The 18,362-nt window shown below is 65.1% G+C and carries 18 protein-coding genes; 9 read left to right on the forward strand and 9 right to left on the reverse strand.

Going from position 1 to position 18,362, the window contains the following annotated elements; genetic code table 11:
• Positions 1-37: 37 nt before the first annotated feature.
• Complete coding sequence (locus tag AC1D0O_RS11850) at positions 38-187, reverse strand: hypothetical protein (RefSeq protein ID WP_477653730.1); 150 nt, start codon at positions 185-187, stop codon at positions 38-40.
• 307 nt (positions 188-494) lie between these two features.
• On the opposite strand from AC1D0O_RS11850, the gene AC1D0O_RS11855 reads away from it, so the two are divergent.
• Complete coding sequence (locus AC1D0O_RS11855; protein WP_477653731.1) at positions 495-1,523, forward strand: LacI family DNA-binding transcriptional regulator; 1,029 nt, start codon at positions 495-497, stop codon at positions 1,521-1,523.
• Between the two features lie 26 nt (positions 1,524-1,549).
• Here AC1D0O_RS11855 and AC1D0O_RS11860 read toward each other — a convergent pair whose 3' ends face one another.
• The 4 genes from AC1D0O_RS11860 to AC1D0O_RS11875 all read right to left on the reverse strand — a co-directional run bounded on the left by AC1D0O_RS11860 (position 1,550) and on the right by AC1D0O_RS11875 (position 5,093).
• Complete coding sequence (locus AC1D0O_RS11860; protein ID WP_477653732.1) at positions 1,550-2,593, reverse strand: hypothetical protein; 1,044 nt, start codon at positions 2,591-2,593, stop codon at positions 1,550-1,552.
• Positions 2,590-3,591 (reverse strand): hypothetical protein, encoded by a 1,002-nt coding sequence (locus AC1D0O_RS11865; RefSeq protein ID WP_477653733.1) that lies wholly within the window; start codon positions 3,589-3,591, stop codon positions 2,590-2,592. Before AC1D0O_RS11865 ends, AC1D0O_RS11860 begins: the two co-directional genes overlap by 4 nt.
• Positions 3,592-3,786: 195 nt before the next feature.
• On the reverse strand, positions 3,787-3,948 hold the full coding sequence (locus AC1D0O_RS11870) for a hypothetical protein (protein WP_007863796.1): 162 nt from the start codon (positions 3,946-3,948) through the stop codon (positions 3,787-3,789).
• A 182-nt stretch (positions 3,949-4,130) separates the two neighbouring features.
• A complete protein-coding gene (locus tag AC1D0O_RS11875) occupies positions 4,131-5,093 on the reverse strand; it encodes a Bug family tripartite tricarboxylate transporter substrate binding protein (RefSeq protein ID WP_477653734.1) in 963 nt (320 codons plus the stop codon).
• A 221-nt stretch (positions 5,094-5,314) separates the two neighbouring features.
• Between AC1D0O_RS11875 and AC1D0O_RS11880 the strand changes: the two genes are divergently transcribed.
• On the forward strand, positions 5,315-6,043 hold the full coding sequence (locus AC1D0O_RS11880) for a hypothetical protein (protein ID WP_477653735.1): 729 nt from the start codon (positions 5,315-5,317) through the stop codon (positions 6,041-6,043).
• A gap of 18 nt (positions 6,044-6,061) precedes the next feature.
• Here AC1D0O_RS11880 and AC1D0O_RS11885 read toward each other — a convergent pair whose 3' ends face one another.
• Entirely contained in the window at positions 6,062-6,895 is an 834-nt protein-coding gene (locus AC1D0O_RS11885; RefSeq protein WP_477653736.1) for an aldo/keto reductase, read from the reverse strand.
• Between the two features lie 155 nt (positions 6,896-7,050).
• Between AC1D0O_RS11885 and AC1D0O_RS11890 the strand changes: the two genes are divergently transcribed.
• Entirely contained in the window at positions 7,051-7,362 is a 312-nt protein-coding gene (locus tag AC1D0O_RS11890) for a cupin domain-containing protein (RefSeq protein WP_074575890.1), read from the forward strand.
• A 19-nt stretch (positions 7,363-7,381) separates the two neighbouring features.
• Here the strand turns inward: AC1D0O_RS11890 and AC1D0O_RS11895 are convergent, their stop codons facing one another.
• The gene (locus tag AC1D0O_RS11895) at positions 7,382-8,464 is read right to left on the reverse strand and encodes a DUF6352 family protein (protein ID WP_477653737.1); all 1,083 of its coding nucleotides are present in this window, start codon (positions 8,462-8,464) and stop codon (positions 7,382-7,384) included.
• A 225-nt stretch (positions 8,465-8,689) separates the two neighbouring features.
• Here AC1D0O_RS11895 and AC1D0O_RS11900 point away from each other — a divergent pair, with 225 nt between their 5' ends.
• From AC1D0O_RS11900 to AC1D0O_RS11925, 6 genes are all read left to right on the forward strand, one after another.
• Positions 8,690-11,062 (forward strand): DUF6600 domain-containing protein, encoded by a 2,373-nt coding sequence (locus tag AC1D0O_RS11900; protein ID WP_477653738.1) that lies wholly within the window; start codon positions 8,690-8,692, stop codon positions 11,060-11,062.
• Positions 11,063-11,392: 330 nt separating this feature from the next.
• Positions 11,393-12,166: an ABC transporter ATP-binding protein gene (locus AC1D0O_RS11905; protein WP_477653739.1), complete on the forward strand. Its 774-nt coding sequence runs from the start codon at positions 11,393-11,395 to the stop codon at positions 12,164-12,166.
• Positions 12,167-12,871 (forward strand): ABC transporter ATP-binding protein, encoded by a 705-nt coding sequence (locus AC1D0O_RS11910; protein ID WP_477653740.1) that lies wholly within the window; start codon positions 12,167-12,169, stop codon positions 12,869-12,871. It begins immediately after the preceding gene.
• 83 nt (positions 12,872-12,954) lie between these two features.
• Positions 12,955-14,148, forward strand: coding sequence for an ABC transporter substrate-binding protein (locus tag AC1D0O_RS11915; protein ID WP_477653741.1), 1,194 nt, complete (start codon positions 12,955-12,957; stop codon positions 14,146-14,148).
• A gap of 168 nt (positions 14,149-14,316) precedes the next feature.
• The gene (locus AC1D0O_RS11920; protein ID WP_477653742.1) at positions 14,317-15,201 is read left to right on the forward strand and encodes a branched-chain amino acid ABC transporter permease; all 885 of its coding nucleotides are present in this window, start codon (positions 14,317-14,319) and stop codon (positions 15,199-15,201) included.
• Between the two features lie 2 nt (positions 15,202-15,203).
• The gene (locus AC1D0O_RS11925) at positions 15,204-16,184 is read left to right on the forward strand and encodes a branched-chain amino acid ABC transporter permease (protein ID WP_477653743.1); all 981 of its coding nucleotides are present in this window, start codon (positions 15,204-15,206) and stop codon (positions 16,182-16,184) included.
• A 73-nt stretch (positions 16,185-16,257) separates the two neighbouring features.
• Here AC1D0O_RS11925 and AC1D0O_RS11930 read toward each other — a convergent pair whose 3' ends face one another.
• Positions 16,258-17,124, reverse strand: a complete 867-nt coding sequence (locus AC1D0O_RS11930) for a transglutaminase-like domain-containing protein (RefSeq protein WP_477653744.1) — start codon at positions 17,122-17,124, stop codon at positions 16,258-16,260.
• A 187-nt stretch (positions 17,125-17,311) separates the two neighbouring features.
• The gene (locus AC1D0O_RS11935) at positions 17,312-18,331 is read right to left on the reverse strand and encodes a GlxA family transcriptional regulator (protein WP_477653745.1); all 1,020 of its coding nucleotides are present in this window, start codon (positions 18,329-18,331) and stop codon (positions 17,312-17,314) included.
• Positions 18,332-18,362 lie beyond the last annotated feature (31 nt).

An 18,362-nucleotide genomic window follows, 5' to 3' on the forward strand; every position in this document is an offset into this window, starting at 1 on the left:
TTGAAAAAAAGGAAGGGGGGCCGATCGATCGTCGGCTTCAGGAATGCGCGTCGGCCGCCGGCGCAAAGGGCGCCCAGCCCGCATGGCCGGGATGGGTGGCCGCGGCGCTGCCGGTCGCCGCGATCACGAGCAGGAGCATCGGCAGGGGCTTGCCGTCGCTGTGCGTGCTGCTGGAGGTGAAAACCATGTTGTCCTGTGCCGTTGTGTTGCGATCGTTGGCGGTTTTGGCTATTATGGCAAACGTTTGCCAACGCCTGGCAATCGTTTGCCATACTTGTCAGTCGCGGCTTTCTCGGTTATATGTTGTCTTGGCACGCACCGGTCGCGCCGCCGGTCGGCCACCCGCCATCACTCCCTGTTTTCCCAAAATACGACCCATCGATGCTTTGCTTTCCACTCGCCGGACTCCCGCCTCGCCATCCGCATGACCGGCCTTCGCGCCAACCCGACATTCGCTGCGGCGTCCAGGCCCGGCAGGCCTGCCGCCAGCACCGATGACCGACGACACCCCGCGCAGGCGCAAGGGCGTCGGCCCGGTTTCGCTGAGCGAAGTCGCCGTGCAGGCCGGCGTCTCAATCTCCACCGTCTCGCGCATCGTGAACGGCGAGACCCGGCGGGCTTCGGCGGAAACGCTGGCGCGCGTGCGCGAGGCGATCAAGACCGTGGGCTACCACCCGAACCAGCTGGGGCGCGCGCTACGCAGCCGTGAGAGCCGCCTGGTCGCGATGCTGGCCGCCAACCTCGACAACCCGGTGATGGCCACGCTGGCCGCCTCCACCGAGGCCGCGCTGCGCGAGGCCGGCTACACGATGATCCTGTGCGACACGCACGACCGGCCGGAGCTGCAGGACGACTATCTCAACGCCATGCGTTCGCAGGTCGTGCAGGGCTACGTGATGGTCGCGGCTCAGCACAGTGCCGGCCTGCGCGACTTCGTGGAGCGAGGTGCTCCGATGGTCTTCGTGAGCCGGCGCAGCCCGTTCGGCAGCTGCGCCTTCGTGGGGCCGGACAACCTGGCGGCCGGCGCCGCCGCCGCGGACTACCTGCTCGACCGCGGCATCGACGCGCCGGCCGTGGTATTTCCGTCGCGCGGATCGTCCACGACCAGGGAACGCGTGCAGGGCTTCTGCGAGCGGGCCGGCGCCAGAGGCTTGTCAGCCGACCGGATCCGCAGGGTGGAGGCCCCGGGCATCTCGCACCTGGAAATCGGCTACGCCGCCGCAGCCCAATTCGCGGCGCCCGGCGCCTGGCCGCGTGGCGCGATGTGCATCAGCGACCAGGTCGCCTATGGGCTGCACCGCGTGGCCCGCGAGAGCGGAATCCGGGTGCCCGGCGATTGCGAGCTGGTCGGCATCGACGGCAACCCGATCAATGCCTGGCTCGCCCCGTGGCTCACCTCGGTCGAAATTCCGCATCAAGATTTCGGACCGGTCATCGTGGAGCTGATGCTGAGCCTGTGGGGCGGCGAAGCGCCACGCGAACGCCTCATGCCGCACCGCATGGCGGCTGCACTCGAGACCTGAAACCGGCCAGGCCTGCGCCAAATGCGTCAAGCAGCGGGTTTCGGCCTTTTCCAGATCACGCCGTCCACCAGGTAGTGGTGGAAGTTCACGGTGAAGTGCAGGATGAACACGGTGGGCAAGCCCAGCCAGATCAGTTGCTGGCCGGCCACCGAGAGCGCCTGGTACATCACCGCACCCAGCACCAGGCACAGGGCAAGATATTTGCCTGCGTTTTTGAACGGTTTCACCAGCCGCTGAAGGTCCTGGGCGTCCACAGATCGTTGGCCGGCCTTACCCGGCAGCTGCGCGTCACGGCGCACATTCTGCAGCCAAACAAACTGAAGGTATTGCAGGTTGTGCCAGATATTCACCACCAGCCACCCCGACGTGATGTCCGCGACCCACAGGTAGGCGACCGCGGTGACAAGCAGGTGCGATGCCACAAACAGGCAATGCCCTGTATTGAGCCGCCCGGCCAGCGCAAGGCGCAGCTGCCGATACCCCCACCACGCGCACGCAAAGACGGCGACGATGCCTGTTGCGCCTGTCAGCGCGGCGTCCACAGGTGGAAGGTAGATGGGATAGCCATAAAAAAAGTCCGGCGCCGTTGTACATCGGTGCATCAAGCCCCAAAGCGGAAAGAGGTAGATCAGGCTTTCCGCCAGGCGGTCCGGGTCCGCGGCTTGCGGGTCAGCCCTTTTGTACGCCCTTGCAATGCCAAAGGACTGCCGGGTGACATGGTAGGTCTGGGCGATGAAATACACCGTGAACAGACCGCCCAGTTCATAGGCCAGCGCCACCATCGTGACCAGCACCAGCACGAGGGGCGGCAAAGCAAAAATCAGGAACCAGTGCCTTTTGACATGGGCTTTGCCAACCCCGATCCGGGTGTAGGTCGCAATGACGTGGGGGCTGGCGAACAGCCAGACGTCGACCAGCACCACCGCCACAAACATCGCCGGCGAGATCATCGCCAAAGCGCCCAGGACCAGCGCGATGCCGGCGGTGCCGAAGATGAACAGCCGGTCAAACCACGGCTCGTAGAGAAACGGGCCGTGGGTAGCAGTGCCGGCCGGCCAGCGCAGGCTCATGTCACAACCATAGGGACTGGAGGCGGCCGCGGAGAGCCAGGTGGCGCGGATTTTGGCGGCCGTGTGAACTGGGTTCGTGGCCGAAGGTAGCGCTCCGTGGACACTGCGGTTTTCCCGTATGCGCTGTTGAGGCCGGTTTCAAACCGCGAGGCCAGCGTCAATCTGCCGGACATTGCCGACAAACCCGCAGGCGGCAATGCCTGGTATGGGTCGTACACAGGCATTGTTTCGCACGGGTTGCAAAAGCCATCGGCATCAAACTGGCTTGCGAATTGGACGGAATAAACCACACCATCGGGTTTATCGGCGTCGATCGGAAATGAAAAGGCCAGAACGGAATCAGCCGCATCGGCGGCAGGATTGCTGTCACGCAGCAAAATGAATCCGGACTCCGTGAAGGCGCGGGCTACCTCCCGCTTCAGATCCGGCAGTTTGACCTTGGCGTAGGAGTTGTCGTAACCCGGACGGTTACGCTCCCCGCTCCACATGGTTTTGTAATCAAACCCGTGCTGGGGATCGAGGTAATCCCGGGATTTGCTTTTGATTGACGCATACGCTTGGTCGATGTCAGGATAGAGCCGGCTGCTGAGATCGTATTGGGCCATCCATGGCAGTTTCCCCATGTCCCTCTCGTTCAGTATTCGTCCCCTTCGCAAGAAGCAATTCACGCACTTGTTCTTGGCAACGGTGCCGTCAACCTTGAATTCAAAAATCACGGTTCCGGATTTGCCGTTCTTATCCATGGGATAGGAGAACTGGAAGACCGTGCTGTCATCCGCATCTTTTCTTTTGGCAAGCAGGGAAAAATTGAATTCCGAAAATGAATCAACCAGCATTTGATTCAAATGATCCGCCCTGATATTGCGATAGATCGCCACGGGAAATGCGTGCGGCACCCGGGGATCTATTGTTACGACGGGTTTTGCAACCGGCTGGCTGCTTGAAATGGAAAAAAATCCCAACCCCAGGACCAGGAAAACTGCAATTCTGGACAACATTTTTTAGTACTCCCCCGTTTAACGTTATCCATGGATTAAACATCAGGGCCGGCTCCCAACAAGAGGAGTTTTTATCCGGGCTGGATGCCACATCGAACCCAATTCACCGAACGCCAGCCATTTTGACCATGAAAAAAGCGCCTGAAGAGGCGCTTTTTTCATGGACGCGGCCTGGGGCCGCATCGGCAAACCGGCTCAACCCTGGTGAGGGCGCTTGCCTGGGTTCTTTTTGCTGCGGGTGTGCGAACCGCGCTCCAGGCTGATCTTCTGGCCGCGGCCGGTCGTGATGGTGTAGCCCTTGGGAGGGACTGGCTTGGGGGCGCAGATGTCGGCTTCGACTCTGATTTTCTTGGGCATGGGAGACTCCGGGTTAAAAATGGCGTAGCCCGTGATTTTAAGCCACTCCGGGCACAGGGCCGTGCCCAGGGGTTCCCGCCCCCGTACAGGACGGCTGGCAAGGCGCAAAAAACGGTCTCCGGCCAGAAAAAAAGGCGGCGCCCGTCCGGGCGCCGCCTTTTTGCGGGAAAGCGTGAAACGGCTTATTCGATGGTCGCGCCGGAAGCCTGCACGATGCTCTTCCACTTCACGTAATCGGTCTTGAGCAGGCTGGAGAACTGATCCGGCGTCATGTTCTGCACTTCGGCGCCCTGGGCGTGGATGGCGGCCTTCATGTCGGCGGTGGCCAGCAGCTTGTTGACCTCGGCATTGACGGTGGCGACGATGTCCTTGGAGGTGCCGGCCGGCATGAACAGGCCGTACCAGGTGCTGACGTCAAAGTCCTTGTAGCCCAGTTCGGCCACGGTGGGCACCTCGGGCAGCGAGGTGCTGCGGCGGGCCGAGGTGACGGCCAGCGGGCGCAGCTTGCCCGACTTGATCTGGGCAATGGCCGAGGGCAGCGAGGACACCATGAGGTCCACATTGCCGGCCAGCACGTCCATCATGGCCGGGTTGGAGCCCTTGTAGGGCACGTGGCGCAGCTTGATGTTGGCGGCGCTATTGAAGATCTCGCCGGCCAGGTGGATGGTCGTGCCGTTGCCGGGCGAGCCGTAGGTGATGCTGTCGGGCGCGGCCTTGGCGGCGGCCACCACGTCGGCCAGGGTCTTGAAGCGCGACTGCACGCCCGTGACGATGACCACCGGCGTGTAGGCCACGTGGGCCACGGCCACCAGGTCCTTGGTCGGGTCGTAGCTCAGGTTTTTGTACAGCCAAGGCGCGACGACCAGATTGTCCTTCTGGCCCATGACCATGTCGTGGCCCGTGGGCGCGGCGCGCACGGCTTCGGCGATACCGATGGTGCCGCCGGCGCCGCCGCGGTTGTCGGGGATCACCGTCCACTTGCTGACCTCGGTCAGCTTGTTGGCCACCAGGCGCGACAGGATGTCGGTGCCGCCGCCGGGCGGGAAGGGAACGATCAGGCGTATCGGTTTGGCCGGGTAGGTCTGGGCCTGCGCGGCGCAGAGCACCAACGCGAGGGCGACGAAAGACAGAATTTTGCGAAGCATGGGGAAAAGTCTCCTGATGGGGTCCGCAAGCATAAGGCGAATGAACAAACACCCCGCATGCGGCCGGTTTTTGATCCTCGATTTTATTCGCCGCCCTGTCTATACAACATGGCGGCGCCGCGCGGCCCTAGCGTGATCCGAGGGGGCGGGCGTCTCGATCGGCGATGGCCTCGGCCTGCGCCACCTATGATCACGCCATCCACAAAACAGGGAGGCCTTGCATGTCATCAACTTCTTCCGCCGCGCCATCCATGGTGCGCACCGGCGCCAAAGCTGGTGTGGCATTTGCCGGTTCCGTCGCCATGGGTTTTTTGCTGGCTTTCCTGCTGGGCGGCGGCGTGTTCTTCTTCTACCTGAGCCGGCTGTCCGGCCCCGGCATGCCCGCCGCGGCGCACGCGGGCGGCGCAGGCGCCATCCTCGCCCTGCTGTTCTCACCGCCCTTGCTGGTCGGTTTTCTGCTGCTGGCCTTTGTGCCGATCTACCTGATGCTGGGCGTGGCGCGCGGCCGCAGCCGGGCCATCCAGCAGGTCGTCATGAACCATGGGGAAGCCATGTCGCAGCGACTGACGGATGCGATTGCGGGGCGCATCGAAGCCATGCCGCGCACCAAAGGCGCGCTGGAGCGCGTGGCCGACGTGCTGTCGGCCGATGCCGTCGTCCAGCAACTGGCGCCCGTGCTGGGCCAGGGCCGGGCCGTGCGCGGCATGGTCAATTTTGTGCTCAATCGCCTGCCGCTGGCCGACCTGCTGGCGCAATGGCAGCAAGGCCGCGCCGCGGAAACTGCCGCCGCACCCGCGCCCGGCGCGCCGGATCCGGCCTTGCGCGCACTGCTTACGCAGCGTATCGGCGAGACCCTGCAGGACGCCGCCACGCCTTCTCGCAAGCCGCTCTACATCGCCATGGCCGTCCAGGCCGCCTTGCTGGCGGTGGGGATGTGGCTGACGCGTTGACGCTCGCCGCCGCTACGCCTAGATCATCTCCAGCGGAGCGGCACGGGAAGGAGGCTGGAACAGCGCGTCCAGCTCGGCCAGCTGCTCAGGACTGAGTTGAATGCCGGCGGCCGCGACGTTCTCGCGCAGCCGGCCGGGATGGCTGGTTTTGGGAATTGCGATCACGCCCTCCTGCGCCAGCAGCCAGGCCAGCGCGGCCTGGGCCGGTAGCATGCCGTGGCGTTGGGAGAAGCGGGCCAGGCCCGCATGGCGCAGCAGGCGCGCCTGCTCGATCGGCGAGTACGCCATGACGGGCACACGCCGCTCGCGCAGCCAGGGCAGCAGGTCCCACTCGATGCCGCGCCGCGTGAGGTTGTACAGCAGCTGGTTGGCCTGCACCTCCTGCCCGCCGGGCAAGTCCCACAGCTCCTGCATGTCGGACAGGTCCAGGTTGCTGACGCCGTAGTGCCGTATCTTGCCGGCCTTCTGCAGCGCCACGAAAGCCTGCAGGGTTTCGGCCAGCGGCACCGAGCCGCGCCAGTGCAGCAAGTAAAGGTCTATGCGGTCGGTGCGCAGCCGGCGCAGACTGCGCTCGCAGGCCGCCACCATGCCGGCCTTGGAGGCATTGTGCGGATACACCTTGCTCACGATAAAAGCCTCGTCGCGCCGGCCCTGCAGCGCCTCGCCGACCAGCTCTTCGGACAGGCCTTCGCCATACATTTCCGCGGTATCGACCAGCGTGCAACCCAGGTCCAGGCCCAGCCGCAAAGTCGCGAGTTCGTCGGCGCGGCGAGGCCGCGCATCACCCATGTTCCAGGTGCCCATGCCCAGGGCGGGAACGGCTTCGCCGCCGGGCAGCAATACGGTTTTCATGCGAATCATCTTAGCGCCGCGGAGCCAGGGGCGGGGCATTTCAGTGATGCGCTTATGGAATCAATGCGGGCCGAAGAATTCATGTTTCCGTCGGCCCCGCGACGTAGCATGGCGTGGCTTTCACCGCGCCACGCGCTCACCCGACGGAGAACGATATGAAGATCATCCGAAGCAAGGATTTCACCGCGACACGCGCCTGGGGCGCGATGACGGTGGCCAATATGCAGGGCATCACGACCCGGCTGCACTGGACCGACAAACCCTACAAGTGGCACATCAATGAGGGCGAAGAAGTGTTTGCCGTGCTCGACGGCCGCGTCGAGATGCGCTACCGCGACAACTGCGGCCAATGCTCGGTGATGCTGGAAACCGGCGACATTTTTTTTGCGAGCGCCGGCACCGAGCACGTCGCCTCGCCAGTGGGCGAAGCCCGCGTGCTGGTGGTGGAAGTGGAGGGCAGCGACTGAAGCGCCCAGGCTTCTATTTCTACGAAGCCGCGGGCGGCAGCGGCAGGTTGACCAGCAGGTTTTGCGGCTTGAGCCTGAGCACGCCGCCGGCGTCCATCATCAGCCCCAGGTACACCGGCTTGCCCGCCACGTCGGCGCGCATCTCTCGCGGGTCGGCAAAGTCCAGCCGGAACAGGCTGACCAGCCGCTGCAGGCGCGCAGGCTCCACCTCGCGGCCTTCATACAAATCATTGAGCAGGGCCGTCGCCTCGGCGTCCAGCCCCAGGTGCCAGCGCCAGGCCTCATCGTCGACCTTCTGCACGGGGCGAATGGTGACGGCGATGCCCAGGAAATGCGCTATCCATTTCTGCAGAACGCCGGCCAGCGCCTTGAGGCCGGAACGCGCGCGCACCAGCGTCAGTACCAGGCCGTGGCCCAGTTCGTTGTTCACCTCGTGCGTGAGGTCCAGCAAAAAGCGGTGGCCGCCGGTCCCTTCGGTTTCTTGCCAGTACGCGGCGGCATTGCCGTCATTGAGCACCTGCAACTCGACGGCGGGCACAGGCGCACCCGCCTCGGCCAGGAAGCGGCCGAAGTCGCCCACGCCGCCGGTTTCATGGAACATGTCGATGACCGCCAGGTCGCCGCTGAGCACCCTGCCCCCTTCGGTGCTGATGCGCTGGGGGCGAAAAAGCATTTCGGCCGCGCGCACTTCGTAGGCATCCGTGGCGTCGTCCAGCAAGTTGCGCAGGATGGCCTGCACGATCAAATCAATGAAGAGCGGCGGTATGTCGATGCGGCCCGTGCCGTCGCGCGGAAACAGGCCCAGGTAATAGGCCTCCAGCGTGTCCGCGGCCAGCAGGCCGTCGCGAAAGCGCAAAAACAAGGCGTAGTTGTCACGCGCGTCCGCGTCTTGCAGCGCCTGCAATTCGCCGGGCGCCACCGGCCTTGAGGGCGAAGCCGCCAGCGCCGCATGCAGGGCGCGCTCCGCCTCGCAGGACTCAGGCACCAGGGCCAGTTCGGGCCGCGCCAGGAACAGCCGCAGGTAATCGTCGGTGGGCTGAAGCCAGCCGCGCACCGTGGGCTGGAGTTGTTCGAAGCCGCTGGAAGGCCAGAAGTTTTGCATGGGCGACATCGTCTCACATCGACCCGGCGTGTTTGCCGACGCCGGCATTACATCCTGTTTCATCGCGCCCTTGAATGGCGCAATCTTTACCGCTTGTTAGCAGTCCATCCATCGTTCGGCGCGTTGTCATGGGTATGGTGGTCTACACAGGGCCACAAGCCTCCACACAGCCTCCACACGGCCCCATCAACGATGGCCCGCAACGACAGGAAGAGAGCGTGCACCATGACCAGCACCGACACCCATTCATCCCACGACACCGCCCGTGATGCCTTGCGGGCTTTCCGGCTTTCCGACCTTTACTGGTACTTCGTGCTGCTGGCCGTGGCCTTTGTGCTGGCACTGCTGCAGCCCGTCGTCTGGGCGCAGCAGCCCGCGCCGCAGGGCGAGGCGCCGGACCCGCCGAGCAGCGTGGCCCGGCTCAACCTGGCCGAAGGCGCCGTGAGTTTTGCGCCGGGCGATGCGGCCGATGCCTGGACACCCGCCACGCTGAACCGGCCCCTGACCGCCGGCGACAGGCTGTGGACGGGCCCGCAGGCGCGCGCCGAACTCTATGCCGGCTCGACCGCCGTGCGCATGAACAAGCAGACCAGCCTGGACCTGCTCGCGCTGGACGACAACACCACCCAGCTGCGACTGGCGCAGGGCACGCTCAAGCTGCGCGTGCGCCAGCTGTTCGAGGGCCAGCGCCTGGAAGTCGACACGCCCAACCTGGCCTTTGTGGTGTCGCAGCCCGGCGACTACCGCCTCGATGTGGATCCGGCCGGCAACACCACGCGCGTGATCGCGCTGTCGGGCGGCGGCGTGATTTACGGCGACGGCTCGGCCTCGGTGAACCTGGCTGGCGGCCAACAGGCCAATTTCGGCGGCACGCAGCTGGTGCCGGCGGGGCCGGCCGCCACGCGGCAGGACGACTTCGACCTGTGGGCCGCCAACCGCGACCGGCTTGAGAACCAGTCGGTGTCGGCGCGTTATGTCCCGCGCGAAACTGTCGGTTACCAGCAGCTCGACAGCTACGGCAACTGGAGCCAGGACCCGGCCTACGGCGCCGTCTGGATACCGCGCGCCGTGCCGGCCAACTGGGCGCCCTACCGCATGGGCCACTGGGCCTGGGTCTCGCCCTGGGGCTGGACCTGGGTTGACGACGCGCCCTGGGGTTTTGCGCCCTTCCACTACGGCCGCTGGGCGCAGATAGGCCCGCGCTGGGCCTGGGTGCCGGGACGGCTGGCGCCGCGCCCGGTGTACGCGCCCGCACTGGTCGCCTTTGTCGGCGGCAGCAGCGGCGGCGTGAACTGGAACATCTCCGTCGGCGGCGCGGCGCGCCCCGGCGTGGGCTGGTTCCCGCTGGCGCCCGGCGAGGCCTTCCGCCCGGCCTACCGCGTGAGCCCGCGCTATGTCACCCGGGTGAACAACAACATCGTGATCAACAATACCGTCAACGTCACCAATGTTTACCGCTACCAGCGCCAGCCCGCCGCCGTCACGGCCGTCAGCCGCGAGGACTTCGAGCGCGGCCGGCCGGTGCACGGCAACCCCCACCACCTGAGCAGCGCCGACCTGGGCCGCGCGCAACTCGTGGCGGATCGCGGCGCCTTGCCGCAGCGCCCCAATCCGGCGGAGCTTCGCGAGCGGCAGCGCCCCGTGGCTGCCGCCGCACTGCCGCCGCCCGCCGTGGCCGCGCGGCCGGTGGTCAGCAGCCGCGATGACAGGCGTGACGACCGCAGGGACGGCCGGCGCGATGACAACAACCGCGACGACCATCGCGCCGGGCCTGTTGCCGGCAGGGATGCCGGCGCACGGCCACAAGCTGCTGCTCCCGCTTCCCCCACCGCACCTGCCGCCACGGCGCCAGTTGCACGGCCCGCGCCCGCACCCGACCGCAGCGCGCTCGAAGCCAGCCAGCGCGCGCAACGCGAACAGCAGCGCCAGCAAAAGGAGCGGCAGGAACAGCTGCAAGCACCGCAACTGGAACAGCAACGCCGCCAGGGCGAGGAAGCCATAGGCCAGCGCGCCCTGCGCGAGCAGGCCCAGCGCGACGCGCGGGCCCGCCAGGAAGCGCAGGAACGCGCCCAGGCCGCCAATGCCAATGCCAATGCCAACGCCGACCGCCACGCCGCCGAACAGGCCCGGCGCAGCCAGCAGCAAGCCCAGCGCGAACAGCAGCGCCAGCAGCAGGAACAACGGGAAAAGCTGCAAGGCCCCCAGCTGGAACAGCAGCGCCGTTCCGGTGAAGAACCCATAGGCCAGCGCGCCCTCCGCGAGCAGGCCCAGCGCGACCAGGAAAACGCCCGCCAGCAGCAAGCCGCGCAAAGGCAGCAACAGCAGCAACAGCAGCAACAGCACCAACAACAGTTGCAACAACAGCAGCAGCATTTGCAACAACAGCAACAACGTGCGCAGCAGGAGCAGCAACAGCGTGCGCAGCAAGAACAGCAGCGTCAGGCCCAGGAGCAGCAACAGCAACAACGCCGTCAACAGCAACAGCAGCAACAGTCACAACGCGACGCCACCCCCGACAAGCCGGTCCGCCAGGCCGACGCCGCCAACCCGCGCGGCCAGCGCGGCGAAGGCGGCCCAGGCCGCAACCGCGAGCAATAAGCACCCGCATCCCGCCCGCGAAGCGAGGGCGGTCCGCTGCCAGCAAGAAGCGCGAAGGCCGCTCGCACAACGCCCTCAGGGCTAGGCGCGCCGCCGCAGACAGTGCACCAGGCACGGCAAGGCGGCGCAACGACGCCATGAGGGCGTTTTGCGGGCGGCCTCAGGGTTGCCCATGACGCAAAACTACCTAAGGGTCTGCCCGGTATCGCCTCCAGGGGCTGGTGGCTAGGATGACCAACTGTGTTTCACGGGCCTATGCCCGCGGCTGCATACCTGCCGCGTCGGCCTTCGCGCCCCGTGATTTCAACCCCCACCCGGCCGGAGACTAATTTGTCAGTGGAGTTCATTCTCGAAACACGAGGGCTGACCAAGGAATTCAAGGGATTCGTGGCCGTCAACAACGTGGACCTCAAGGTCCAGCGCGGGCATATCCATGCGCTGATCGGGCCCAACGGCGCGGGCAAGACCACCTTCTTCAACCTGCTCACCAAGTTCCTCACGCCGACGCGCGGCAGCATCGTCTACAACGGCAACGACATCACTTTCGAGCAGCCCGCGCAGACGGCGCGCCGCGGCATCGTGCGCTCCTTCCAGATCTCGGCCGTGTTCCCGCACATGACGGTGCTGGAAAACGTGCGCGCGGCACTGCAGCGCAACCTGGGCACTTCCTTCCACTTCTGGAAGGCCGAAGATACTTTGTTCCATCTGCACGGCCGCGCCCGCGAGTTGCTGGCCGAGGTCGACCTCAGCGCCTTCGCCGACGAGCTGACCGTGAACCTGCCTTACGGCCGCAAGCGCGCGCTGGAACTCGCCACCACCCTGGCGCTGGAACCCGAACTGATGCTGCTCGACGAGCCCACCCAGGGCATGGGCCACGAGGACGTGGACCGCGTGACGCAGCTGATCAAAAAAGTCTCGGCCGGCCGCACCATTCTGATGGTCGAACACAACATGAACGTGGTGTCGTCGATCGCCGACCGCATCACCGTGCTGCAGCGCGGCGCCATCATCGCCGACGGCCCCTATGCCGAAGTGGCAAAGAATCCGCTGGTGATCGAAGCCTATATGGGCACGGCGAACACCGAACTACAGGGAGCTCACTAGATGACCAAAGAGCTCCTCAAGATAGAAGACCTGCACGCCTGGTACGGCGAATCGCACATCCTGCATGGCGTGAACCTCACAGTCAATGAAGGCGAAGTCGTGACGCTGCTGGGACGCAACGGCGCCGGCCGCACCACCACCATGCGCGCCATCGTCGGCATGACGGGCGCGCGCAAGGGCTCGATCAAGATCAACGGCGAGGAAGCCATCAAGCTGGCGCCGCACAAGGTGGCCCGGCTGGGTGTGGGCTACTGCCCCGAAGAGCGCGGGATTTTCGCCAGCCTCACGGCCGAAGAGAACCTGATGCTGCCACCCACCATAGGCCCGGGCGGCATGAGCCTGGACGAGATCTACGCGATGTTCCCCAACCTCAAGGAACGCGCCGGCAGCCCCGGCACGCGCCTGTCGGGCGGCGAGCAGCAGATGCTGGCCGTGGCGCGCATTTTGCGCACCGGCGCTCGCCTGCTGCTGCTCGATGAAATCTCCGAGGGCCTGGCGCCCGTCATTGTGCAGAAGCTCGCCGAGATGATCCTCACACTCAAGGCCAAGGGCTACACCATCGTGCTGGTGGAGCAGAACTTCCGTTTCGCCGCGCCGCTGGCCGACCGTTTCTATGTCATGGAGCACGGCCGCATCGTCAAGCAGTTCGCGCAGAACGAGCTGGCCGGCAACATGGGCATGCTGCAGGAATACCTCGGCGTCTGACGCCGGAGTGCCACCTTCTTTTCAGTCCAGCTTATTTCCCCACAACCCTCGCTCACTCATCCCCCTCAATAACAGGAGACACCATGAAACTCAAAGCACTTGTTGCCGCACTCGCCCTCGGCCTCACCGGCGCCGCCTTCGCGCAGAACACCGGCCCGATCAAGATCGGCATCATCACCGACATGTCCAGCCTGTACGCCGACATCGACGGCCCCGCCGGCGCGGAAATGCTCAGGTGGGCCGTGCAGGATTTCGGCGGCAAGGTCCTGAACCGCCCCATCGAGGTGCTGAGCGCCGACCACCAGAACAAGGCCGACGTCGCATCGTCCAAGGCACGCGAGTGGATCGACAAGGACGGCCTGCAGATGCTGATAGGCGGCACCAACTCCGGCACGGCGCTGGCCATGTCCAAAGTCACCACCGAAAAGAAAAAACCCTTCATCGCCATCGGCGCCGGCTCCGCCCGCCTGACGAATGAAGACTGCTCGCCCTACACCGTGCACTACGCCTACGACACGGTGTCGCTGGCCAAGGTGGCCGGATCCGCGCTGGTCAAGGCCGGCAACAAGAGCTGGTACTTCCTGACCGCCGACTACGCCTTCGGCTACTCGCTCGAAGGCGATGCCTCCACCGTGGTCAAGGCCAATGGCGGCACCGTGGCCGGCGCCGTGCGCCACCCGCTGAATGCCTCCGACTTCTCGTCCTTCCTGCTGCAGGCCCAGTCGTCCAAGGCGCAGATCCTGGCCTTGGCCAATGCCGGCGGCGACTTCACCAACGCCATGAAGGCCGCCAAGGAATTCGGCATCGGCAAGACCATGAAGGTCGCCGGCCTGCTGGTGTTCATTAACGACGTGCACTCCCTGGGCCTGGCCAACACCGAAGGCCTGCAACTGGCCGACAGCTGGTACTGGAATCAGGACGACGCCTCGCGCAAGTTCGCCAAGCGCTTCTTCGACAAATACAAGCGCATGCCTTCCAGCCTGCAGGCGGCCGACTATTCCGCCACCATGAGCTACCTCAAGGCCGTGCAGGCCGCCGGCACCACCGACACCGACAAGGTCATGAGCACGCTCAAGGGCATGAAGATCGACGACTTCTACAACAAGGGCCAGATCCGCGCCGACGGCCGCATGATCCACGACATGTATCTTTATGAAGTCAAGAGCGCCAAGGATTCCAGCACGCCATGGGACTACTACAAGACCATCGCCAAGGTGCCCGGCGACCAGGCCTTCACCACGGTGGCCGAGTCCAAGTGCGCCGCTGTGAAGAAGTAATGGAGTAAATGGAGCAATGGCGCAAGCCTTGAACTGACGGCAAAAAAACGGAGAAGAACGAGGGGTTTGATCCAGCCGGTCATCCGCAGGGATGGCCGGCTGCATCTTTAATGAAGCACCCTCCCATTCCCGCCACGACTAACGGTATCGGTGTCCTGACAGGTTCCCATGGAAATTTTCGGTATTCCCCTGCAAGCGTTTATGGGCCAGCTGATGCTGGGCCTGGTCAATGGCGCCTTCTACGCCATGCTGAGCCTGGGGCTCGCGGTGATTTTTGGCCTGCTGGGCATCGTCAACTTCGCGCACGGTGCGCTTTACATGCTGGGCGCCTTCGCCGCCTGGATCATGCTGGACATGTTCGGCATGAACTACTGGTTCGCGTTGGTGCTGGCGCCGCTGACGGTCGGCATCCTCGGCGTCATCATCGAACGGCTTTTCCTCAAGCATCTGTACAAACTCGACCCGCTCTACGGCCTGCTGCTGACCTTCGGCCTGGCGCTGGTGCTCGAAGGCGTTTTCCGAGAGATTTACGGCGTCTCGGGCCAGAACTACAACGTGCCCGACCTGCTGGCCGGCGCCATGGACCTCGGCTTCATGCGCCTGCCGATTTACCGCGCCTGGGTGGTGGTGGTGTCGCTGGTGGTCTGCCTGGGCACCTGGTTCCTGATCGAGCGCACCCGGCTGGGCGCCTACCTGCGGGCAGGCACTGAAAACGCGCCGCTGGTGCAGGCTTTCGGCGTCAACGTGCCCATGATGGTCATGCTGACCTACGGCGCCGGCGCCGCGCTGGCGGCCCTCGCCGGCGTGCTGGCCGCGCCCATCATCCAGGTCAACCCGCTGATGGGTTCCAACCTGATCATCGTGGTCTTCGCCGTCGTCGTGATCGGCGGCATGGGTTCCATCCTCGGCTCGGTCATCACCGGCCTGGGCCTGGGCATCGTCGAAGGCCTGACCCGCGTGTTTTACCCTGAAGCTTCCAATATTGTTGTGTTCGTCATCATGGTGATTGTTCTTATGTTCCGCCCAGCCGGCCTCTTCGGAAAGGAGGTTTGACCATGAGCACCCTCTCCACCAAAGCCGCCAACATGCTGCGCATCACCTACTTCGTCCTGCTGGCCTTTGCGCTGGCAGCGCCTTTCCTGGGCCTCTACCCGGTGTTTGTGATGAAGCTGCTGTGCTTCGCGCTGTTCGCCTGCGCCTTCAACTTGCTGCTGGGGTTTACCGGCCTGCTGTCTTTCGGCCACGCGGCTTTCTTCGGTTCGGCGGCCTATGTCACCGGCTGGTTCATCAAGTCGCAGAACTGGACACCCGAGCTGGCCCTGCTGGCCGGCGCGGTGGCGGCCGGCCTGATAGGCTTGCTGGTCGGCCTGGTGGCGATACGCCGCCAGGGCATTTACTTCGCCATGATCACGCTGGCGATTGCGCAGATGGTTTACTTTGTCTGCCTGCAGGCGAAATTTACCGGCGGCGAGGACGGCCTGCAGGGCGTGCCGCGCGGCAAGCTGTTCGGCCTGCTCCCGCTCGAATCCGACATCTCGCTGTATTACGTGGTGGTGGCCGTGTTTGTGGGCTGCTTTCTGTTCATCTCGCGCATCGTGCATTCGCCTTTCGGCCAGGTGCTCAAGATGATCCGCGAGAACGAGCCGCGCGCCATCTCGCTCGGCTACAACGTCGACCGCTACAAGCTGCTGGCCTTTGTGCTGTCGGCCTCGCTGGCGGGCCTCGCCGGTTCGATGAAGACGCTGGTCATGGGTTTTGCGACGCTGTCCGACGTGCACTGGTCCATGTCCGGCGAGGTCATCCTGATGACGCTGCTGGGCGGTGTCGGCACTTTCTTCGGCCCGGTCATGGGCTCGGGCATCGTGATCGCGCTGCAGAACCTGCTGGCCGACAAGGTCGGCTCCTGGGTCACCGTCATCATCGGCGCCATCTTTGTGCTGTGCGTGCTGGCTTTCCGCAAGGGCGTGATCGGTGAATTGCAGGCCTTCCTGGAGCGCCGCCGCAACGCCGCCAAAGCGGCATCGCAGCAAGCCTGAGCGGCCGCATCGCCAACAAAAAAGCGCGCAAAACCTGCGCGCTTTTTTTATGGGCAAGCCAAGGTTCAGGCGATCAAGGCCCGTCCGTCGACAAGGCGTAGTTGACGTGCTGCGGCACCACCAGCTGCCCCTGGCCGTTGGGCACGGCCTCAATATGAATCTGCGGCTGCGCCGCCTGCACGCTGCCGAAGATCGTGGCGAACGCAATGTCGGCCGCGTCCCGCCCCGTGGCGAAGCGCACAAAACCCATGGGAATCGCCGTGCCCGAAGGGTCGAAGATATACCAGCGGTCACCCAGGTAGACCTCGACGTAGGCGTGGAAATCAGGCGGGCCGAGCGCGGGGTCGGCGCCGTAGTCCATGCCGCTGGCCATGCGCGCCGGCAGGCTGGCCGCGCGGCACAACGCGATCATCAAATGCGCAAAATCGCGGCACACGCCCACCCGTTCTATCAGGGTGTCAATGGCCGACGTCGTGCTGTTGCTGGTGTTGCCCTGGAAACTCACGTGCCGCTGTACCCAATCGCAAATCGCCCGCGCGCGGCCATAACCAAGCGGCAGATGGCCGAACTGGCTGTTGGCCAGCGTCATCAACCGGTCCGATTGGCAATAGCGGCTGGGATAAAGATAAGGCAGCACCTCGCCGGGCAGCGCCAGCGGGCTGAGTTCAGGCAGCGAGCCCGGCTGCGCCTCGAAGTGAACCAGGTCCACAACCGCCGTGTAGCTCAGCGTGAACGTGCCGGGCTCGGCGTGGAGGCGCAGGAACCGGCTTTGCGTGGCCGGATCGGTATAGCTGCTGGTGGGCACCGGCTGGCTCAGGCCCAGCGACTCGCTCACCACCCATTGCCGCGGCGTGTATGCGGCCTGGATGTTGAAGATGAAGTCGGCACCGGGCGCCATCACCTCGTAGCCCAGCACGGTGGAAAATTCAAGCCTGACCATGGGATGCCTTCTTGCCTTGGGGGTTGGCTCCCAAAAAGAAGCCGGTGTATCCGCGGCGACCGGAACCGTTCGCCATCAGCACCCATTAGGCGCGCAAAACAGGTCCCTATCCACTCCTGGCGAAGTTTCCGGGGAAGCCCTGGCCTTCGAGGCCGACAGGCCCGCGTCGCGCGCGCCTACAAAAAAGCTAGACCCCGCGAAACTCCCGTCGATAGGCCGACGGCGAAGTGCCCAACGTCGCCGCGAAATGCTGGCGCAGCGACACCGCCGAGCCGAAACCCGCGTCGGCCGCGATCTGCTCCATGGAGCGGTCGGTCGACTCCAGCTGGCGCTGCGCGAGGCCCAGGCGCTGGCTGGTGAGCCACTGGCCCACCGTGGTGCCCGTGACCTGCCGGAAATGCCGCGTGAAGGTACGCCGGCTCATCAGCGCGCGCGCCGCCAGGGCATCAAGGCTGTGCGGCTGGCCCAGGTTTTTCTGCACCCAGGCCAGGATGGCCGACAGCCGATGGTCGGCGCCCGTGGCCGGCAAGGGCTGCTCGACATATTGGGCCTGCCCGCCCTGGCGCTGCGGCGCCACCACCATGCGGCGCGCCACGCGATTGGCCACCTCGGCGCCATAGTCCAGGCGCAGCACATGCAGGCAGCAATCGATGCCGGCCGCCGTGCCGGCCGAGGTCAGCACGTCGCCGTCGTCCACATACAGCACGTCGGCCTGCAGCCGTACTTTGGGGTAGCGCGCGGCAAAGGCCGGCACCAGCGCCCAGTGTGTGGTCGCCGGCCGGCCGTCCAGCAGGCCGGCTTCGGCCAGCACAAACGCGCCCAGGCATAGGCCCACGATGCGCGCGCCGCGCCTGTGCGCGACCCGCAAAGCCTTGAGCAGGGCTTCGGGCGGGCGCTCCATCGCGTCGCGCCAGGACGGCACCACGATGGTCTGCGCCTTGGCGAGCGCGCCCAGGCCTTTGTCCACCTGGATACCGAAGCCCGAGGTGGTGCGCAGCGTGCCGGGCTTTTCAGCGCACACCACGAGCTTGAAGCGCGGCTGGTCGACCGCCGAGAAGTCATTGCCGAACACCATGCAGGGAACCGACAGATGAAAAGGGCTGATGCCGTCAAACGCGACAACGGCCACGCTGCCGTCCTGGCGCGCGGCGAATTTTTCGGGCTTGGCGGCGGCTTTTCGGGCTGGATGCAGGGGTCTGGGTGACATGGCCCGATTCTATCGTGCATTGTCATTCGGG

The sequence above is a fragment of the Polaromonas sp. P1_F2 genome (genome assembly GCF_056405735.1).